The sequence below is a fragment of the uncultured Pelagimonas sp. genome, from assembly GCF_947498515.1.
In the GTDB taxonomy this organism is placed as follows: Bacteria; Pseudomonadota; Alphaproteobacteria; order Rhodobacterales; family Rhodobacteraceae; genus Pelagimonas.
This window is the reverse complement of record NZ_CANMKO010000006.1, coordinates 268,895-288,011: the sequence shown is the minus strand read 5'-3', so window position 1 is coordinate 288,011 and position 19,117 is coordinate 268,895. Positions and strand designations below refer to the sequence as shown.

At 56.1% G+C, this 19,117-nt stretch carries 18 protein-coding genes; 8 read left to right on the top strand and 10 right to left on the bottom strand.

Annotated features, from left to right (window positions below; genetic code table 11):
- Positions 1-2: 2 nt before the first annotated feature.
- Both Q1A43_RS13595 and Q1A43_RS13590 read right to left on the bottom strand, forming a co-directional pair.
- Positions 3-1,328, bottom strand: coding sequence for a hypothetical protein (locus Q1A43_RS13595; protein WP_299935988.1), 1,326 nt, complete (start codon positions 1,326-1,328; stop codon positions 3-5).
- 14 nt (positions 1,329-1,342) lie between these two features.
- Positions 1,343-3,865, bottom strand: coding sequence for a hypothetical protein (locus Q1A43_RS13590; protein ID WP_299935985.1), 2,523 nt, complete (start codon positions 3,863-3,865; stop codon positions 1,343-1,345).
- Between the two features lie 539 nt (positions 3,866-4,404).
- Here Q1A43_RS13590 and Q1A43_RS13585 point away from each other — a divergent pair.
- Genes Q1A43_RS13585 through Q1A43_RS13565 form a run of 5 tightly spaced genes read left to right on the top strand, consistent with a single transcriptional unit; the run spans position 4,405 to position 9,320 of the window.
- Positions 4,405-4,971 (top strand): F0F1 ATP synthase subunit delta, encoded by a 567-nt coding sequence (locus tag Q1A43_RS13585; RefSeq protein ID WP_299926348.1) that lies wholly within the window; start codon positions 4,405-4,407, stop codon positions 4,969-4,971.
- Positions 4,972-6,510, top strand: a complete 1,539-nt coding sequence (atpA, locus tag Q1A43_RS13580; protein WP_299926028.1) for a F0F1 ATP synthase subunit alpha — start codon at positions 4,972-4,974, stop codon at positions 6,508-6,510.
- A gap of 12 nt (positions 6,511-6,522) precedes the next feature.
- Entirely contained in the window at positions 6,523-7,401 is an 879-nt protein-coding gene (locus Q1A43_RS13575; protein ID WP_299935983.1) for a F0F1 ATP synthase subunit gamma, read from the top strand.
- Positions 7,402-7,417: 16 nt separating this feature from the next.
- Positions 7,418-8,842 (top strand): F0F1 ATP synthase subunit beta, encoded by a 1,425-nt coding sequence (atpD, locus tag Q1A43_RS13570; RefSeq protein ID WP_299926034.1) that lies wholly within the window; start codon positions 7,418-7,420, stop codon positions 8,840-8,842.
- A 55-nt stretch (positions 8,843-8,897) separates the two neighbouring features.
- The gene (locus Q1A43_RS13565) at positions 8,898-9,320 is read left to right on the top strand and encodes a F0F1 ATP synthase subunit epsilon (RefSeq protein WP_299935980.1); all 423 of its coding nucleotides are present in this window, start codon (positions 8,898-8,900) and stop codon (positions 9,318-9,320) included.
- A 154-nt stretch (positions 9,321-9,474) separates the two neighbouring features.
- On the opposite strand, the gene Q1A43_RS13560 is transcribed toward Q1A43_RS13565, so the two are convergent.
- On the bottom strand, positions 9,475-11,610 hold the full coding sequence (locus Q1A43_RS13560) for a DEAD/DEAH box helicase (RefSeq protein ID WP_299935978.1): 2,136 nt from the start codon (positions 11,608-11,610) through the stop codon (positions 9,475-9,477).
- A 199-nt stretch (positions 11,611-11,809) separates the two neighbouring features.
- Here Q1A43_RS13560 and Q1A43_RS13555 point away from each other — a divergent pair, with 199 nt between their 5' ends.
- Positions 11,810-12,160 carry an H-type lectin domain-containing protein gene (locus Q1A43_RS13555; protein ID WP_299926042.1) on the top strand — a complete coding sequence of 117 codons (351 nt, stop codon included), beginning with the start codon at positions 11,810-11,812 and terminating at the stop codon, positions 12,158-12,160.
- Between the two features lie 2 nt (positions 12,161-12,162).
- Here the strand turns inward: Q1A43_RS13555 and Q1A43_RS13550 are convergent, their stop codons facing one another.
- Together Q1A43_RS13550 and Q1A43_RS13545 are read right to left on the bottom strand one after the other, a co-directional pair.
- Complete coding sequence (locus Q1A43_RS13550) at positions 12,163-12,672, bottom strand: hypothetical protein (RefSeq protein WP_299935976.1); 510 nt, start codon at positions 12,670-12,672, stop codon at positions 12,163-12,165.
- A 94-nt stretch (positions 12,673-12,766) separates the two neighbouring features.
- A complete protein-coding gene (locus tag Q1A43_RS13545) occupies positions 12,767-13,777 on the bottom strand; it encodes a ribose-phosphate pyrophosphokinase (RefSeq protein WP_299926048.1) in 1,011 nt (336 codons plus the stop codon).
- A 94-nt stretch (positions 13,778-13,871) separates the two neighbouring features.
- Between Q1A43_RS13545 and Q1A43_RS13540 the strand changes: the two genes are divergently transcribed.
- Positions 13,872-14,471 carry a 2-hydroxychromene-2-carboxylate isomerase gene (locus Q1A43_RS13540; RefSeq protein ID WP_299926051.1) on the top strand — a complete coding sequence of 200 codons (600 nt, stop codon included), beginning with the start codon at positions 13,872-13,874 and terminating at the stop codon, positions 14,469-14,471.
- Complete coding sequence (locus Q1A43_RS13535; RefSeq protein ID WP_299935973.1) at positions 14,468-15,256, top strand: alpha/beta hydrolase; 789 nt, start codon at positions 14,468-14,470, stop codon at positions 15,254-15,256. Before Q1A43_RS13540 ends, Q1A43_RS13535 begins: the two co-directional genes overlap by 4 nt.
- Before the next feature lie 31 nt (positions 15,257-15,287).
- On the opposite strand, the gene plsY is transcribed toward Q1A43_RS13535, so the two are convergent.
- The 5 genes from plsY to Q1A43_RS13510 are packed head-to-tail and all read right to left on the bottom strand — an operon-like array spanning position 15,288 to position 19,067.
- The gene (plsY, locus tag Q1A43_RS13530; protein ID WP_299935970.1) at positions 15,288-15,893 is read right to left on the bottom strand and encodes a glycerol-3-phosphate 1-O-acyltransferase PlsY; all 606 of its coding nucleotides are present in this window, start codon (positions 15,891-15,893) and stop codon (positions 15,288-15,290) included.
- A gap of 15 nt (positions 15,894-15,908) precedes the next feature.
- Positions 15,909-17,189 carry a dihydroorotase gene (gene pyrC / locus Q1A43_RS13525; RefSeq protein WP_299935968.1) on the bottom strand — a complete coding sequence of 427 codons (1,281 nt, stop codon included), beginning with the start codon at positions 17,187-17,189 and terminating at the stop codon, positions 15,909-15,911.
- The gene (locus Q1A43_RS13520; RefSeq protein WP_299935965.1) at positions 17,186-17,581 is read right to left on the bottom strand and encodes a hypothetical protein; all 396 of its coding nucleotides are present in this window, start codon (positions 17,579-17,581) and stop codon (positions 17,186-17,188) included. The genes pyrC and Q1A43_RS13520 overlap by 4 nt, the downstream gene beginning before the upstream one ends.
- Positions 17,578-18,117 (bottom strand): aspartate carbamoyltransferase catalytic subunit, encoded by a 540-nt coding sequence (locus tag Q1A43_RS13515; protein ID WP_299926064.1) that lies wholly within the window; start codon positions 18,115-18,117, stop codon positions 17,578-17,580. Before Q1A43_RS13515 ends, Q1A43_RS13520 begins: the two co-directional genes overlap by 4 nt.
- Positions 18,117-19,067, bottom strand: a complete 951-nt coding sequence (locus Q1A43_RS13510; RefSeq protein WP_299926067.1) for an aspartate carbamoyltransferase catalytic subunit — start codon at positions 19,065-19,067, stop codon at positions 18,117-18,119. Before Q1A43_RS13510 ends, Q1A43_RS13515 begins: the two co-directional genes overlap by 1 nt.
- Between the last annotated feature and the right edge of the window lie 50 nt (positions 19,068-19,117).

Here is a 19,117-nt window from a genome sequence, read left to right as displayed (position 1 = left end):
GGCTAAGCGGTGGCCGCAAAAGCCGCGTCAACTTCGGCCTCAATGTCCACCAGTTGGATCGTCGAGACATCAAAGGTTTCGACACCTAAATAGACGCTGGCAAAGCTGCCATCGCCTAGTTCCAGCAACAAAGTACCATCGGAATAGGTTGGGGTGATCGGGCCGGGCAGGTTTGAGGACAGAACAAGCGTATCATCGGCGGAGTCAAATCCGCGAATGGAAGCGAGTTGAATGGGATCATCGAGCGTACCGCCAGTTAATTCGCCCAGAGGGCCCATAACTTGGAAGGTGTTGCTCCCCTGGCTGTCGATCAAGGTTTGTCGATAAAGCCCGGATGAATCTTCGGATACCCCACCAGCCGTGAGGGTGTCATCGCCCTCACCACCAGAAATTGTGGTTTCGCCCGTTGCCACCAAATAATCGTCGCCGGAACCGCCTCCGATGTAGGTCAGTTCGGTATCCGCCTGAGGGTCATCCAATCGGATGACGTCGTTTCCGTCTTCTCCGAAAACAAATTCCGTTGGACCAACGTCAATGGTGTCATCGCCGGTTCCGCCATGAATGGCCACTGACGCAACATCATAGATTAGATCGCCACCTTCGCCGCCTTCGACCAAACGCACAGGGTTATCTTCGGTTCCGGTTATCGTATCGTCGCCAGCAAGCCCGTTGGTCACGGTTCCAGACGCAACAAGTGTATCGGCGTTATCTGTTGCAGGGGGAGGTGGGTCATAGGGAAAGCCCTCTGACGGATCAAATTGTCCTATGTCGTCTCCTAGGGGAGCGTAATAGGCGACCGGCTGATCGGACAAAATCTCCGGTATAGGGATATGCGTATCAAACGCTTCGAAGCGGTCCATCGGGTCAGTTTGTTCAGCCCTTAGAAAGCCCTCGTTTCCCAAGTCAAAGGCGTCAAGAACCGACGCGCCTTGAGCGCTAAGGTAATCGGTAAACTCATCGTCTTCTGAGGTCAAAAAATCTTGGTATTCGTCTTCTAAATCAATCCCTTCAGGGACTAGGAGCAACGTGGCCGTATGTTCGCTTGCAGAAGAGTGCCCCGAATTTGTTGGATAGGGAACGTATTGTTCGTCCGTGACAATAGTCACCAACGATCCGGTTTCGTCTTCCCCCAACTCGACTGTTACGCTGCCATCTTCGTTGTGGGATAGCGTGGCTCCGGTGTCAGGCTCTTCTGGAAGCTCCGGCACCTCGGGAACATCAGGGATGTCTGGACTGTTTGAAGCGCCATCAGAGTCATCGTCTGACTCACTTGAAAAGGCCGAGGCCAAAAGCCCCGCCATCACCAAACCCAATATCGCTAAATACACTATCTCACTCCATTTTACGCGCCCACGGCCGCATATCTGCCGCCAACGTCGGCGGTTACATCGCTAAATATGATCGTGCTGGGGTCAAAGGTTTCAACATCGCTCAATAGGATTTGTAGGGTCGAACCGTCGGCATAGCTTAGGGTCACGTTCGACCCGACAAACGCGACAGCCGTCGGTGTGCCAAGGGTTGTATCGATGACCAATGTATCTTCGGCGGCGTCAAAATCGGTGATCGTCGCAATACGGAGCGGATCGTCTGCGCTAGACGACGGGAGATCGGCCGGCAGTTGGACTTGGAAAGTGTCCGAGCCCTCACCACCCGTTGAGTATACCCCATAGACGGACTCGTCACTGTCATACAGCGTGGTTATTGTGTCGTCGCCGTCACCGCCGCTTACTTGCGCATCGCCGTTGGTCGCGATGTAGTCATTGCCTGCGCCACCTACAATAAGGGTTTCATCGAAGGATCGGCCTAGAACAACATCGTCACCGTCGCCAGCCTGCACATAGAATGGTTGGTCAATCGTGATTGTGTCATTTCCGCTGCCGCCATCTATCACGCCGCTTTGGCCGCTATTTATGACGTCATCCCCGGCCTCACCTTCAAGAATGAAGCCATTTGGAGCATCAATGGTATCGTTGCCCTCGCCGCCGGAAATGCGGGCAGAGCCACCGGTCAGCAGGTCATCGCCGCTCGTGCCTTCTTGAGGCAGACTATAGGGGACGTCTTGGACAGAGGTAGTTTCATAGAAGCGCCCAACATAAATGTTGTCGTCTGAGTCACTTGGCATAGACACAAAGACGGAATGCACATTGGCCTCCGAATGAAGTGTCGGCGGTGCAATACGTGTATCGCTGTAACGATCTTCGGGAAGCTCTAGATAATCGCTGACAACCGAGCCGAGGTTCCATTCGCCAAGATAGGTCAAGTCGAGGTGGCTATACATGTTGTAAGGATAAAGGCGGCCGTCTTCAGCAATTTGTTCATCCGGGAAATCCGCGTAGGATGACGGAAGATCGGTGCCTTCGGGCGCATAGTAAAGGTGCATCTCATAGGCTTCGTAGTCACCGCCCGCACCGCGTATTGGGTAGGTGGCTTCGACAACAGCCGCAAAGACAGAGCCCGTATCACCCTCTGGCAGCTCGATGGTAATTGACCCATCTTCGTTTTCGGTGGCGGTGGGTTCAAGAACAGGCACATCTGCAAATGCGTTGTCGACGTCGTCTTCGACATCCGCGTAGGTGATTGAATTGACATCAAAGCTCTCAACGCCAAGGGCGACGCTGGCGAAACTGCCATCACCCAGTTCGAGCAACACAGAACCCTCGGCATAGGTGGCCGTGATTGGGCCAGGAAGGTTTGTGGAAAGCACAAGCGTGTCTTCGGTGGCGTCAAAATCGGTGATCGTGGCCAAACGCAAAGGGGCTTCTTGGGTTCCGCCATACACCCCATCGTCCGATGCCATAACTTGGAACGTATCGGACCCCGCACCGCCCGTCATGTTTGGAGCGAGTCGGTACGGCAGATCACCTGATTGGGTGGCGGATAGGGTGTCGTCGCCGTCGCCGCCTTCTGCAAGTGTCTGGCCAGAAATCGCAATATAGTCGTTGCCGCCATCGCCTCGGGCGGTCAAGGTCAAAGAGTCTCGGTCGGGATCATTCAGACGCATCAAATCGTCGCCATCACCCCCCAAAATGAACTCAGAACCTTCGGCAATGATCGTGTCGTTGTCGTCGCCACCACGAATAATCGTAGACCCATCCGAAATAATAAGATCGTCGCCCTCGCCACCCCTAATATCTCCGGCTCGACCGGAAATGCTATCATCGCCTGCAAAGCCCGATGTGGCAGTGCCACGCGCTGCCAGAACATCGTCGCCGTCCGTTCCGTGGGTGGGCGTGACATAGGGGGCATCATCCGGGCCGTCAAAAGTTGGAAGATCAGAGAGCACCGCTTCTGAGTCACCGCCATCGACATAGGTGATTTCTGAGGATGAGATCAGCGTCGGCAGGCCGACACGGGTGTCCCAATAGCTTGAAACGCCGCCGTCATAGCTTCTGTCAATATTTCCGACATCCCCAAGGTCAAATTTCTCGACTAAAGTCAGACCATATATAGCGGCCGTTTCATCGCCAGAGACCGGTTCATCCCGGTCTGCGTTAAATGCGTTGTAATCGTCCCAATATTCTTGCTGACTTTCGGGAAGGTCGGTTCCCTGTGGCACGAGATAAAGCCTCAAGGAATGAGCATCCTCGTAGGAACAGCATGCATTGGTGGGGATGCTCTCCTCAGTGGAATGAACCGCAACAAGGCTTCCGGTTTCGTCTTCGCCAAGTTCGACCGTGAAGGTACCGTCCTGATTTGCCGTGATAGATGCACCAAGATCAAGTTCGTCATCGGGGTCGACCGGCGGCTCTACCGGGTCAGGCAGTGGATCTTGGGGGGCGTTGTTATCCGCATCGCTCTCCGAATCGTCGCCCACCATTGCAGCAAGCAAGCCAACCATTGCCAAACCTAGAAGTGCCAAAAACATCGAAATCGCCCTTTACCAAATTCCAAATCACGTCACAGAACGGCGGTGTATCGGTTCGTGCGCAATCTGCACTATCCCAGCCTCACGTCATCAATTGCCGTTTTGACGAGAGTAAGTTGTGAAAACACAAGCTATGCGGACTTATTCCTGTTTTCACCCAAGTTTTCAAGGGGTGTGACGTTACTTGGCGTCTGTGGAGGCAATACTAGCGAAATACCGGTTATTGTTTCCCGTCGTCATTGTCGTGAAGCGTTTTGCCTAGGTATAAAAAACTGGTTTTCGAGGGGGCAAAGGGGGGATTCTCTCAAAAATATCGAAAATAGATGCATCTTGAAGGCGCGCACAAAGTCGCACTTTTACCCAAGTGCCTGTTTTGCATGGGTTTAGCCCTAAAGTTAAAATTGCCTTAGCATGTTGCTAGGTGCGAATAGCTCTGTTACATCCGCGTCGATTTATGTCTCTTGGAGCATTTCAAGAGTTCGACTTGCCCTCGGATGCGCCGGATCCCCGTCGCGTCACGGGGGCTGAATATCGAAAGGGTGGACGTGTCAGAATCTGCATCGATTTCCTCCGGCATCGCCGTGCGCTATGCCACCGCCATCTTCGAGATTGTTCAGGAGAATAAGAATCTCCCCAAGCTCGAAGCCAACCTTGATGATCTTTCGGCTGCGCTGGATGACAGCGCCGACCTGCGCGAATTGATTTCGTCGCCGGTTTTCAGCCGTGAAGAGCAAGGGCAGGCGGTGTCGGCAATTGCCAATAAGATGGGCCTTATCCCGGCCGTCACCAACGCGCTGGGCCTGATGGCTGAAAAGCGCCGTTTGTTTGTTCTGCCTCAGCTGATCGCCGTTCTGCGCGATATGCTGGCAGAAGAAAAAGGCGAAGTGACCGCAGACGTCGCATCAGCCACCGCGCTGAGCGATGCTCAGGCAGTCAAACTCGCCGAGACGCTCAAAGCCTCCGTTGGCAAAGACGTCAAAATCAATGCGACCGTCGATGAAAGCCTCATTGGCGGTCTTGTCGTTAAGGTGGGCTCGAAGATGATCGACACGTCGATCCGCTCCAAGCTCAACTCCCTCCAGAATGCAATGAAAGAGGTCGGATAAATGGGTATCCAAGCAGCAGAAATTTCTGCGATCCTAAAGGACCAGATCAAGAACTTTGGCCAAGATGCCGAAGTTGCTGAGGTTGGTCGTGTGCTTTCCGTGGGGGACGGTATTGCCCGTGTCCACGGTCTGGACAACATCCAGGCCGGTGAAATGGTCGAATTCCCCGGTGGTATCATGGGCATGGCCCTGAACCTCGAAACCGACAATGTCGGTATCGTTATCTTCGGGTCCGACCGTGACATCAAAGAAGGCGACACTGTTAAGCGTACGAAGTCCATTGTGGACGTTCCCGCCGGTGACGAACTTCTGGGTCGCGTTGTTGACGGTCTGGGTAACCCGATCGATGGCAAAGGTCCGATCAAAACATCTGAGCGCCGCATCGCGGACCAGAAAGCCCCAGGCATCATCCCACGTAAATCGGTTCACGAACCGATGGCGACTGGCCTCAAAGCCGTTGACGCGATGATCCCAATTGGCCGTGGCCAGCGTGAGCTGATCATTGGTGACCGTCAGACCGGTAAAACCGCCGTTGCTCTGGACGCGATCCTGAACCAGAAATCCTACAACGACGCTGCTGGCGACGACGAAAACAAGAAGCTGTACTGCATCTATGTTGCCGTTGGTCAGAAACGTTCGACTGTTGCTCAGCTGGTGAAAAAGCTGGAAGAATCCGGCGCGATTGACTACTCGATCGTTGTTGCTGCGACCGCTTCCGACCCCGCACCAATGCAGTTCTTGGCACCATACGCCGCGACCGCGATGGCCGAGCACTTCCGTGACAATGGCCGCCACGCGCTGATCATCTATGATGATCTCTCCAAGCAGGCTGTGTCTTATCGTCAGATGTCGCTGCTTCTGCGTCGCCCACCCGGACGTGAAGCCTATCCTGGTGACGTTTTCTATCTCCACTCGCGCCTGCTGGAACGTTCGGCCAAGCTGAACGAAGACAACGGTTCCGGTTCTTTGACCGCTCTGCCGATCATTGAAACCCAAGGTGGTGACGTTTCCGCGTTTATTCCAACCAACGTGATTTCGATCACCGACGGTCAGATATTCTTGGAAACCGAACTGTTCTACCAAGGTATCCGTCCTGCTGTGAACACCGGTCTGTCGGTTTCGCGTGTTGGCTCCTCGGCTCAGACCAAAGCGATGTCTTCGGTTGCTGGCCCTGTTAAGCTCTCGCTGGCTCAGTACCGCGAAATGGCTGCCTTTGCGCAGTTTGGTTCCGACCTTGACGCCGCAACCCAGCAGCTGCTGGCACGTGGTGCGCGTCTGACCGAGCTGATGAAGCAAGCCCAGTACTCGCCGCTGACCAATGCTGAAATCGTCTGCACCATTTATGCCGGTACCAATGGTTACCTGGACAAAGTGGACGTAAGCGACGTTGGCCGTTACGAAGCTGGTCTGCTGACGCATCTGCGCGGCAAGCACGCTGATTTGCTGGCTGACATCACCGACAATGACCGCAAGGTTAAAGGTGAGCTTGCAGACAAGGTCAAAGCTGCGCTGGATGCTTTCGCCGCTGACTTCTCGTAAGGAGGAGAGCAGATGCCGAATCTCAAGGACCTAAAAACCAGGATCGAGTCGGTCAAATCGACCCGCAAGATCACCAAGGCTATGCAGATGGTCGCGGCAGCAAAATTGCGTCGCGCCCAAGAATCCGCAGAAGCTGCGCGGCCCTACGCCGCGCGCTTCAACGCCGTGATGGGATCGCTGGCTGCCGGTGTTGGCACCAGCGATAGTGCACCTCGCCTTTTGGCGGGCACAGGCAAAGACGACGTACAGCTCTTGGTGGTTATGACCGCCGAGCGTGGGCTGTGCGGGGGCTTTAACAGCTCCATCGTCAAGCTTGCGCGCACACGCATCGAAGCGTTGCTGGCCTCTGGTAAAACAGTGAAAATTCTCACTGTTGGCAAAAAAGGCCGCGAACAGCTGAAACGTGACTACGAAGCAAACTTCGTTGGCCACGTGGACCTGTCCGAGGTCAAACGTCTTGGTTACGCCAATGCACAGGATATCGCCCGCGATGTTCTGACACGCTTTGACGCAGATGAATTTGATGTGGCGACGATCTTCTTCTCGAAGTTCAACTCCGTCATCAGCCAAGACCCAACTGCGCTGCAGATCATTCCCGCTGCTTATGAAAGCACTGGGGAAGAGGGTGCTGAATCGACGCTCTATGACTATGAGCCCGATGAAGAGGCCATTCTGAATGACCTGCTGCCACGTGGTGTGGCGACACAGATTTTTTCGGGCTTGCTCGAAAATGGTGCCTCGGAACAGGGCGCCCGGATGTCGGCCATGGACAACGCAACACGTAACGCTGGTGACATGATCGACAACCTCACGATCCAGTTTAACCGTTCGCGTCAGGCCGTCATCACGAACGAACTGATCGAAATTATTTCGGGCGCCGAGGCGCTCTAAGAACCGGAGTAGAAACATGGCTAACGCACAAGGCAAAATCACGCAGGTGATTGGCGCCGTGGTTGACGTTCAGTTCGGCGACCAACTGCCGGAAATCCTGAACGCCCTGAACACTGAAAACAACGGCAAGAAACTGGTACTGGAAGTCTCCCAGCACCTCGGCGAAGGTACTGTTCGCTGCATCGCTATGGACGCGACCGAAGGTCTCGTTCGTGGTCAAGCTGTGGAAGACACCGGCGGACCGATTTCGGTTCCTGTTGGTAACGCCACATTGGGCCGCATCCTGAACGTTATCGGCGAACCCGTTGACGAAGGTGAGCCACTGAACGCCACTGAATTCCGTGCAATTCACCAAGAAGCGCCAGATTTCTCCGAGCAGGCAACTGAATCGGAAGTTCTGGAAACAGGCATCAAAGTTATCGACCTTCTCGCGCCTTACGCGAAGGGTGGTAAAATTGGTCTGTTCGGTGGTGCCGGTGTTGGCAAAACCGTTCTGATCATGGAACTGATCAACAACATCGCCAAAGTGCACTCGGGTTATTCCGTGTTCGCGGGTGTTGGTGAGCGTACGCGTGAAGGTAACGACCTTTACCACGAGATGATCGAATCCAACGTTATTAAGCCTGACAACCTGGAAGAATCGCAGGTTGCTCTGGTGTACGGCCAGATGAACGAACCTCCCGGTGCGCGTGCTCGTGTTGCTCTGACAGGTCTGACCCTGGCGGAACAGTTCCGTGACCAATCCGGTACCGACGTTCTGTTCTTCGTTGACAACATCTTCCGCTTTACCCAAGCGGGTTCCGAGGTTTCGGCTCTGCTCGGTCGTATTCCTTCGGCGGTGGGCTACCAGCCAACACTGGCCACCGACATGGGTGCGATGCAGGAACGGATTACATCGACCAAAAACGGCTCGATCACCTCGATCCAAGCTGTTTACGTTCCGGCGGATGACCTTACCGACCCTGCCCCTGCAACCACCTTTGCTCACTTGGACGCGACAACCGTTCTGAACCGTGCGATCTCCGAGCTGGGCATCTACCCAGCGGTTGACCCGCTCGATTCGTCATCGCGCCTGATGGACCCACAGATCGTTGGCGAGGAGCACTACAATGTTGCTCGTGACGTTCAGGGTATCCTTCAGCGTTACAAGTCGCTTCAGGACATCATCGCGATCCTCGGCATGGACGAACTGTCGGAAGAAGACAAACTGACCGTTGCCCGTGCGCGTAAGATCCAGCGTTTCCTCTCGCAGCCGTTCGACGTTGCGAAGGTCTTCACTGGCTCTGACGGTGTTCAGGTTCCTTTGGAAGATACCATCAGCTCGTTCAAAGCTGTTGTGGCCGGTGAATATGACCACCTGCCAGAAGGTGCCTTCTACATGGTTGGCGGCATTGACGAAGTGCTGGCCAAAGCCGAGAAGCTGGCTGCGGAAGCTGCCTAATCTAGTCTTGTTTGGGGAAGCACCCGCTGCTTCCCCGGCATGAAAGGAGTTACACATGGCAGACACGATGCAATTCGATCTGGTTAGCCCCGAACGTAGCCTGCTCACTGCGCAGGTCACCTCGGTGCAGATCCCAGGTGCCGATGGCGACCTGACCGCGATGCCGAACCACGCTCCGCTGATCACCACCCTGCGCCCCGGCGTCCTGACTGTGGACACTGACAAAGGCGTTCAGGAATTTGTGGTCACTGGTGGCTTTGCCGAAATCGGTGAAAGCCTGTCGGTATTGGCTGAAAAGGCGCTGCCTAAGGGCGACGTTGATCAGGCAACCTATGACGCATTGGTAGATGAGGCCCAGGCCGTCTATACCCAGACCAAAGAAGCCGGTGCTTCCGTGGATGACGCAGCCAAGCTGCTGAACGACATGGTTGCGATTGCTGGTGCCGTTGGCCTGACAGCGAAAGCCGCCTCTTTGTAAAGAGCGCGACACAGCATAGATACAAAAAGCCCCGGCGCAGAGATGCGGCCGGGGCTTTTTCTTGTTCGAAACTGTTTAAATCAAAGGCGTTGCCCTGTCATCTCGCCAAGTAAACTCAAGGGTGTGCGAGGGGCCGGCCCCTCGCTCCCACGCCTTACTTCTTGCGCGTTGGGCGTGCGTCGCCACCCTTGCGGGGCGGGCCTAGGCGCTTGCTGGATGATGCCGCACCGGGTTTGCCCTTAGGTTTACCGCTTGGTTTTCCACCGGGACCCTTGGCAAATGGCTTGCCACCGGGCTTTCCGCCTGGCCCTTTGGAAAATGGCTTGTCGCCAGGTTTACCGCCGGGCTTGCCCGGCCGTTTGCCATCGGGTTTACGATCGGATTTGACAAAGGGTTTACCACCCTCTTTCCGAGGCCCCTTGCTCGCAGGCTTCTCTGCGTCATCGTTACGCTCGCGTGGCTTGCGGAACTCGGCCTCAGCCGCCTGCGCGTCGCCACCCCAAACCGCTTTGCCGCTTTTCTTGACGTGAGGCTTCTCGCGCGGCTTGTCGTCTTCGCGGCGCGGTTTGTAGTCGGACTTTGGCTTGCGATCGTCGAAATCGCGCTTTGGCTTGCCTTTATACTCGCCCCGCGGCGCTGAATCATCGCGGCCTCGGAAGGGCTTGCCACCGCCCGGTTTTGGCCCGCGTGGCCCGCCCCGCTCAAGGTCAGGTGCCTTGTCGAGCTTGCGGATGGTCATGCCTTCTTCAAGTTCACCACCATCGCCAACTTTATCTAGGAAACCGGCCACCGCAGGTTGCGCCAATTCAACAAAGGTCTCTTTCTCTTGAACGCGGATCGCGCCAATCGAATCCTTGGTGATGTCACCAGCGCGACAGACCAAAGGCAACAACCAACGTGCCTCGGCACGATCCTTGCGCCCGGCGGAAACCGAGAACCACGTCGAGGGTCCAAATGGCGCTCGCTCTTTGCGTTCCTTACGCTCGGGTCGTGAATTGGGGTCGGCCAATTCCTCTGGGGCCGATTTGCGCGATTGGTATAGCTTCAGATAAGCGGCGGCGATGGTTTCAGGTGTATGAAGTTCAAGCAGCTTGGCCGAAAATTCTTTTTGCTCGTCCGAAGTCTCTTCGGTCCAAACTGGATCGGTCAAAAGACGCTCTTCGTCTTTGCGCATGATCTCTTCGGCACTTGGGGCTTCGACCCATTCGGCCTTGAGCTTAGCCCATTTCAACAGGCGTTCGGCTTTTTTGGCGATCTTTGGGGTTACAACAAGCGCCGAGATCCCTTTTTGACCGGCACGGCCCGTCCGACCGGACCGGTGCAGCAAGGCTTCGGTGTTGGTAGGAAGGTCGGCGTGGATGACCAGCTCCAGTTTGGGCAAATCAATACCACGCGCCGCAACGTCCGTGGCCACACAGACGCGTGCACGACCATCCCGCATCGCTTGGAGCGCGTGTGTCCGTTCATTCTGGGACAACTCACCAGAGAGGCTCACAACCGCGAAACCACGGTTGGAAAAGCGCGCGGTCAGACGGTTGACTGCGGCGCGGGTGTTGGCGAATACGATAGCTTTTTCAGCTTCGTGGTAGCGCAGAATATTGATAATGCCATGTTCCGCGTCCTGCTGGGCCACGCGGACAGCTTGATAAGTAATATCGGCGTGCTGTTCTTTGCCGGATACGGTGGAAATGCGTTCCGCATCGTTTTGGAAGTTCTTGGCCAGCTTGGCAATCATCGGCGACACGGTGGCCGAGAACATCAAGGTGCGACGATCTTCCGGGGCTTCGCCCAGCATGAATTCCAGATCTTCGCGAAACCCAAGGTCGAGCATCTCGTCCGCTTCGTCTAGCACCACCGCTTTGAGTTGGTCCATCTGCAACGACCCACGTTCAATGTGGTCGCGCAAACGCCCCGGTGTGCCGACAACAATATGTGCCCCGCGTGACAGTGCCCGGCGTTCCTCGCGCATATCCATGCCCCCAACACAGGACGCGATCCAGGCACCGGTTTTGGCATAGAGCCATGTCAACTCACGCTTAACCTGAAGGGCCAGTTCGCGGGTTGGTGCTATGACCAAAGCAACCGGCGCTTCGGCGCGGCCCATATGCACAGCATCACCCAGCAGAGTTGGCGCAATCGCCAAACCAAAGCCGACAGTCTTACCCGATCCGGTTTGGGCAGAGACGAGCAGATCTTTGCCTTCGAGGTCAGGGTTGGAACAGGCGGTTTGAACGTCTGTCAGGGTGTCGTAACCGCGTTCGGTTAAGGCATCTTGCAATGGGGCAATCATCAGGGAATCTTTCAGCGGAGGAGGGGGCTAAGGGCTGGCCTATATAGCGCAAAGGCCAAGATGTATATGCCAAAAGCGCCACAAGGTGAATGGCAACGCTTTTGAAACCACTCTTTGGCATTCCCTTTTAGGGGCGAAGGGCGATATACCCGTTTGACGGGAAAGGCGGACGCCCCGGCAGTAACGTAAGAGAACGACTATGCGCAAATATGTGGGCTCACTCATCGGGGTGGATCAAGGCAACGAAGAAGTCTTTTCCGATTTCGCATCGGGTGGCGACATGTGGACTGGCCACGGCTCTCGTGAGCGGCGCAAAAAGGTCAAGTTCTCGGAGCCGTTTCGCAGCATTCCTACCGTTCAGGTCACCTTGTCCCTGTGGGACATGGATCAAGGGGCCAATGTGCGCGCCGACATCACCGCCGACAAGATCACCGAAAAGGGCTGTGACCTGGTGTTTCGCACCTGGTCTGATACACGCGTCGCCCGTGTCCGCATGAGCTGGACCGCGATTGGTGAAGTGGCGTCGGATGATGATTGGGAACTGTATTAAACCTAGTTTTCGACGCCGTCGGCAGGAACGAGTTGACGCACAAACGCCCCCATGATGATCGGAATCTCGTCTTGGGTCAGACGGCCGTGATCCTGTAGAAAGTCTTCGATCTTGCGGCCTGTGTAGCGGCCCCAAGGTTCGCCATCCTTCATGATCAGGTTCAGCTCAGACAACACAACGGCGCGTCCGTGGCAAATTGTGCATTTGCGAATGAAAAGCTGGCCGCTGTCTTGGATGGTCTCCAAGTGATCCATCATTGTGTCGATTTCGCTGTCTGACAATCGCCCGTGACCGGTTTGCAGGAACGTGCGCACCGGAATTTGCGTTGATTTTCCGATCAACTCTGTCCCATCGACCATAACGCTTTGACCTACAAACTCTCCGGCATGGGGAACGTGGCAGGTTCCGCATTTGCTTTCATACAAGGCATGAGGATCGATCTGTTGGGCGTGGCCGATGCTTGCTCCAAGCACCACAGCAAATCCGAACATGGCGGCAATGGTAGGTTTCATGTCGACCTCCAACAAAAAAGGCGCGCCGCAAGTGGCGCGCCGGTCTTTGTACTGTGTCAGGTCCGGCGATTTAGGCCATGACCTCGGTCAAATCTTACAAGATACCTTCGTAGATCGGCCCCAACACATCTGTTTCAAACAGCGACGACACCGAGGTGCCATTCCAAATATTCAGGATCGATTGCGCAAACAGCGGTGCGGTTGGCAGAACGCGAATGTTCGCAGCGCCTTTGATGGCATCGGTTGGTTGGATCGAATCGGTTAGAACCAGCGTTTTGAGCACTGATTTGGTGACGCGATCAACCGCAGGGCCGGACATCACACCGTGCGAGATATAGGCGTGCACTTCGGTGGCACCGTGCTCAAGGATCACCTCAGCCGCTTTGCAAAGCGTGCCGGCGGTGTCGCACATGTCATCAACGATGATACATTTCTTGCCTTCAACGTTGCCGATCACGGTCATTTCCGCGATCTCGCCGGGTTTTTCGCGGCGTTTATCAACGATCGACAGCGGGGCGTTGATGCGTTTGGCCAATTCACGGGCACGGGCCACGCCGCCAACGTCTGGTGACACCACCATCACGTCCTCAAGCTGACCTTCGAACTGTTTCTTGATGTCGAGCGCGAAGATCGGCGAGGCATAGAGGTTGTCGACTGGAATGTCGAAAAAGCCCTGGATCTGCGCGGCGTGCAGGTCCATGGTCAAAACCCGTTCGATCCCGGCTTCGGCGATCATATTGGCGACGAGCTTGGCAGTGATGGGCGTGCGGGCCTTGGTGCGGCGATCCTGACGGGCATAGCCGAAATAGGGCATCACAGCAGTGATCCGCGCAGCAGATGAGCGGCGCAGCGCATCAGCCATGACCAACAACTCCATCAGGTTGTCATTGGCTGGGTTCGACGTGCTTTGCATGATGTACATGTCTTCGCCGCGAACGTTTTCGAACACTTCGACGAAAACTTCGCCGTCGTTAAAGCGTTCGATACGCGCGTCAACTAGGTTAACGCTCATGCCGCGATAAAGCGACATGCGGCGGGCAACGGCCTCGCCCAAGGGGCGATTGGCATTGCCTGAGATGATTTTGGGTTCAACGACAGTAGGCATGAGTGGGGCTCCGGAAGATGACGGATTCGTGACGTTGCGGTCGCCTTAACATGCGCTTAGCATTCACACCAGCAACACCATCAGGAGAAGAGCATTGGCTCATATCGATTACTATTTCACGACTCTGTCCCCATGGGCCTATCTTTGCGGTTCCAGAGTCGAAGAAATCGCCGCTAAACACGGGGCCAGCCTCACCTATAAACCTCTGGATATTGGTCAGTTGTTCGGGCGGACGGGTGGCACATTGCCCAAGGATCGTCATCCAAGCCGTATGGAATATCGGATGCAAGAACTGCTTCGGGCCAAGAAAAAGACCGGTATGGAGTTGACGCCCAAGCCGGCCTTTTGGCCAACAAATGGCGCTCCGGCCTCTTATGCAATCATTGCGGCCCAAAACGCTGGTGGTGGTGATATGGGCAAGCTGGTCCAAGGGATTTTCCGCGCCTGTTGGGTTGAGGAGAAAGACATCGCCACGGATGAGGTGGTGAAATCCGCCCTTGAGGCCGCTGGTTTTGACCCCAAGCTCGCCGATAGTGGTTTGCTAACCGGCGCTGAAACATACGCCAGCAACCTCGAAGAGGCGGTGAACAATGGTGTCTTTGGGTCGCCCTTCTTTATCGTAGACGGGGATCAACGCTTTTGGGGTCAGGACCGCCTCGATGATTTGGACGCGCATTTGGCGGGCGATCTTTGACCAAGTTGAACGTTACGCAGTTTGGAAAGGGGCCGGAAACGGCCCTTTTTGTACATTGCTCACTCGCGCATGGCGGAGTGTGGAAATCGGTTGTTGGCCCGTTGGCGGATAGGGTGACAGGGTTTGCCCCGGATATGCCCGGTCATGGCCGGTCTGTGCCTTGGGATGGCCAAGGGGACGTTCATGATGCGGTGACCGAAGGCGTTCGACCGTTGATAGGTGATGCATGCCACCTTGTTGGACATAGTTTTGGGGCAACGGTGGCTTTGCGGCTTGCCCTTGAGGCCCCGGACAAAGTGCTGTCGCTTACGATGATCGAACCGGTGTTGTTTGCCGCCGCCAAAAATACCCCGACCTATGAGATCTACCGAGACCTCATGCGCCCTTACCTTGAGGCGCGTGACGCAGAAGATTGGAGTGCCATGGCCCTTGCGTTTTATGGCGCTTGGGGTGGTGGGGCGTCGTGGGAAAGCGTACCGAAATCGGCGCAACAGGCGATTGTTGGTCTTATGCCGATGGTCGCAGCCTCAGAGGCAAGCCTGACGGAGGATTCCTGTGGCTTGTTGACACAGGGTCGACTCGAAAACCTATCGATGCCGGTGACGTTTTTGCGCGGCGGTCAATCGCAGCCTGTTATGGAGCAAATCCATGCCAATCTCATGTCGCGGATTCCGCAGGCGCATGAAGTGGTGGTAGAAGAGGCCGGGCATATGCTGCCCATTAGCCACCCGGCACCGGTGAGCGAAGCCTTGGCCGCACATTTGACCGCGGTCACCACGGTTTAGACATCCAGAAAGGGGCCAAATTGCTTTGGCCCTATTTCTTTTGACCAACTTTCGGTTCTGTCCCGTCTTTGAGGCGGGCAAGATTTTCGCGGTGACGCCAAAAGATAAGCATGGTCAACAAAAGCCCCATCAAGAACAGATCGCCGCGCCCCATGAAAACCATCCAGATGGTCGTGGACAAAGCCGCCGTGAGCGCCCCAACCGATGAAATGCGTGTGACGGCAAAGGCAACCGCCCAAGTCGCACAGCATAGCAAACCCACCGGGAGGCTAATCGCCAGCACAACACCCAGATAGGTTGCGACCCCTTTGCCACCTTTGAATTTGAGCCAGACCGGATAGCAATGGCCGACGAACGCGGAAAACCCGGCGATCTGCATCGCGGATGTGTCGCCGGTTACGGCCTGTGCGATCAAAACCGCAATCGCGCCCTTGGAGGAATCCAATATCAAAGTTGCCAGAGCGGCGGGTTTGTTACCGGTGCGCAAAACATTGGTCGCGCCGATGTTTCCCGATCCGATTTTGCGCAGATCGCCAAGACCAAACAGCCGGGTGATCACAATCCCAAAGGGTACTGACCCTAAGAGATAGCCAAAGAGCGCCCAAATCACGATGGTGGTCGGATCGGTGTTGAACATTGTCTTTTCCTTCGCTTAGGCCTCAAAGACCCGCTGGCCAGAGACCCATGTGCCAAGCACCTTGCCCTGAAGTCGCGCGCTATCAAAGGGGGTGTTTTTGGATTTCGATTTCAGTTTGAACCGATCCAGAACAAAGGGTTTGTCCGCGTCAAACAAGACCAGATCCGCAGGTGCACCCTTGGCCAGGCGCCCGGCATCAAGCCCAAGCCGTTTGGCCGGGTTCAAAGACAAGGCGCGGAAAAGGGTCGGTAGCTCAAGCTCACCAGAATGATAGAGGCGGAGAAGAACCGGCAACATGGTTTCAAGGCCCACGGCCCCGCTTGCGGCCTCTTCATAAGGAAGGCGCTTGCTCTCTTCGTCCTGCGGAGTGTGGAACGAGCCAATGATGTCAATCAATCCGTCGCGCACGGCGGCCACAATCGCCTGACGGTCATCTTCGGAACGAAGTGGCGGTTTGACCTTAAAGAAGGTGCGATAATCGGCGACGTCCAGCTCGTTCAAGGTGAGGTGGTGCATCGAGGTGCCTGCGGTCACGTCAAAACCATTGCGCTTGGCCCGCTCAAGCGAGGGCAAGGCGCGGGCAGCGGTAATCACGTCGGCATGATAGCGCGCGCCGGTCATTTCGACCAAGGCGATGTCGCGATCCAACCCCATGCGTTCGGCCATTGGTGACACGGCCGGAAGGCCGCGCAGCGTGGCGAATTTGCCGGAACTCACCGCCGCGCCTTTGGACAGCGTCGGCTCCTGAGGGTGGCCCATAACAAGCGCATCAAGGCTTTGGGCGTAGGTCATGGCGCGGGCCAGAACCTTGGTGTCGCCAACGACGTTGTCACAATCGGTAAAAGCCACGGCCCCGGCGTCCATGAGGAACCCAAACTCGGTCATCTCGCGACCATCGCGGCCCTTGGTCAAGGCGGCCATGGGCAAGACATGCACCGGCGCGGCCTCATTGGCGCGGCGACGGATAAATTCCAGCGCCTCGGGCGTGTCGATACAGGGGGTTGTGTCGGGGCGGGTAACAATCGTCGTCACCCCGCCAGCCGCCGCCGCAAGCCCGGCGGTGCCATAGCTTTCCTTGTGACGCTCGCCGGGTTCACCGACTTTGACACCGATATCGACAATACCGGGGGCCAAACATTTTCCGCCCGCGTCAACAATATCTGCGCCCGCAACATCCGGGGCCGGGGTGTCAAAACGTTCAGCAATCACACCGTTTTCGATCAAAATCGCACCGGGTGAGACGCTATCGGCTTCGGGATCAATCAGTTTGGCATTGGTGATGAGGGTCTTGGTCATGTCGTCTCTCCCACGGCAGAGCGGGCGGCGTTGATTTTGTTGATCGTGGCCTCTGGGTCGGCCTGAAACTTGATCAGGTGTTTGTCACCGGCGGTGTTGATCAGCTGAACAGCCGAGCCGATGGTTTTGACCTTGACCAAATCGGCGAGGAAAACCCGACGCCCACCGGGGCCATTCAACGCCCCGTCTTCCATCACCCAATCATGGCCAAGCTCTTCGTCCTTGAGGTACCAGCCGCGCAAGGCAACGGCAGCAGCCCCACCAATCAGGCCGGTCCAAGCATGCGGATTGCCAGCAATCCAAAGCACAGCAAAACCAAGCGCCATGGCCACAACGCCCATGATCTTGTGGGTCTTGATATATGTATCGCGGTCTGGGGAAAACACTGTCATCGTAGGATCGCCGCCATTATCAAAAGGGCCACAATGCCAAGCCCAATCAGGGCCAAGAGCACAAACAGAGATGTTCTGTTTTCGCGATCAATCGGCGCGCCTTGGCCGGTTAGCCCTTTGGCGGATGTGCTGCGCAGTTTTGGGCCGCGTGTGGCGGCGGCCTCTTCGGCGTAGCTCCCAATTAGGCGCAGCTGCGGGGCGATGGTCAGGGTTTGCGAAGTGTTGTCAAAAGCCTGCGCTGGGAGAATGACAAGGTGTCCGGTCAACGCATCCAGACGCGACCGGTCGGCTTTGAAATCGTCCCCAGCAGCGCTGTGCGCCTCGGCAAGGTATTTGGACACGCTCATCTTTTCGAGATCGCGAATATCAACAACATCTACAAAGCCATTGCGCAGGGTGGTGGCCCCAAGCGCATATTTCAGCGGCCATTCCCCGGTGCCCGCTTGCACGGTGAACCGTTCGACGGCTTCGGCGGGAAGGTCGAGCTGAAAGACCCGCAAAGTGCTGCGATCTGATCCGTTTACATCAATCTGCATCAGGCCATCACCTCTTTGGGGTTGGCCCGCAGGTTGCGCGCCAAAAGGTCCATTGCGGCCATGCGCACGGCCACACCCATTTCGACCTGATCCTGAATGACCGAACGGTTAATGTCATCGGCCAAGGTGCCGTCGATTTCTACGCCGCGGTTCATCGGGCCGGGGTGCATCACAATGGCATCGTCTTTGGCAACCGAGAGCTTGGCCGCGTCCAAGCCATAACGGTGATAGTATTCCCGTTCTGACGGAATAAAGCCGCCATCCATGCGTTCGCGTTGCAGGCGTAGCATCATGACAACGTCCACATCTTCGAGGCCCTTGCGCATGTCGTCGTAAACTTCGACGCCGAAATGCTCGATCCCCGAGGGCATCAAAGTGGATGGACCAACCAGACGGATGCGGTTTTCCATCTTGTGCAACAGCAAGATGTTGGAGCGCGCCACGCGGCTATGGGCGATGTCACCGCAAATGGCGATGTTGAGGCGGTGCAATCGGCCCTTGGCGCGACGGATGGTCAGCGCATCCAAAAGCGCTTGGGTCGGGTGTTCGTGTTTGCCATCACCGGCATTCAGGACCGCGCAATTCACCTTTTGCGACAAAAGGTCCACCGCGCCGGAATGCGGGTGCCGCACCACCAAAAGATCGGGGTGCATGGCGTTGAGCGTCATGGCCGTGTCGATCAGGGTTTCGCCCTTTTTGATCGAGCTGGCCTGCATCGCCATATTCATCACATCCGCGCCAAGACGTTTTCCGGCAATCTCAAAACTCGCCTGCGTGCGGGTAGAGTTTTCGAAAAACATGTTGATTTGCGTTAGCCCGGCAAGCGCATTGGCATGTTTGTCGCGGCTTCTGTTGAAGGTGACGTATTGGTCGGCCAGATCGAGGATCGTGGTGATCTCGTCGGGGCGAAGCGGCTCAATGCCGAGAAGGTGGCGCTGGTCGAAACGCATGTAGAACTCCCTGACGGTTTGAGCCTTCATAGAAAGGGCGGGACGTGGGG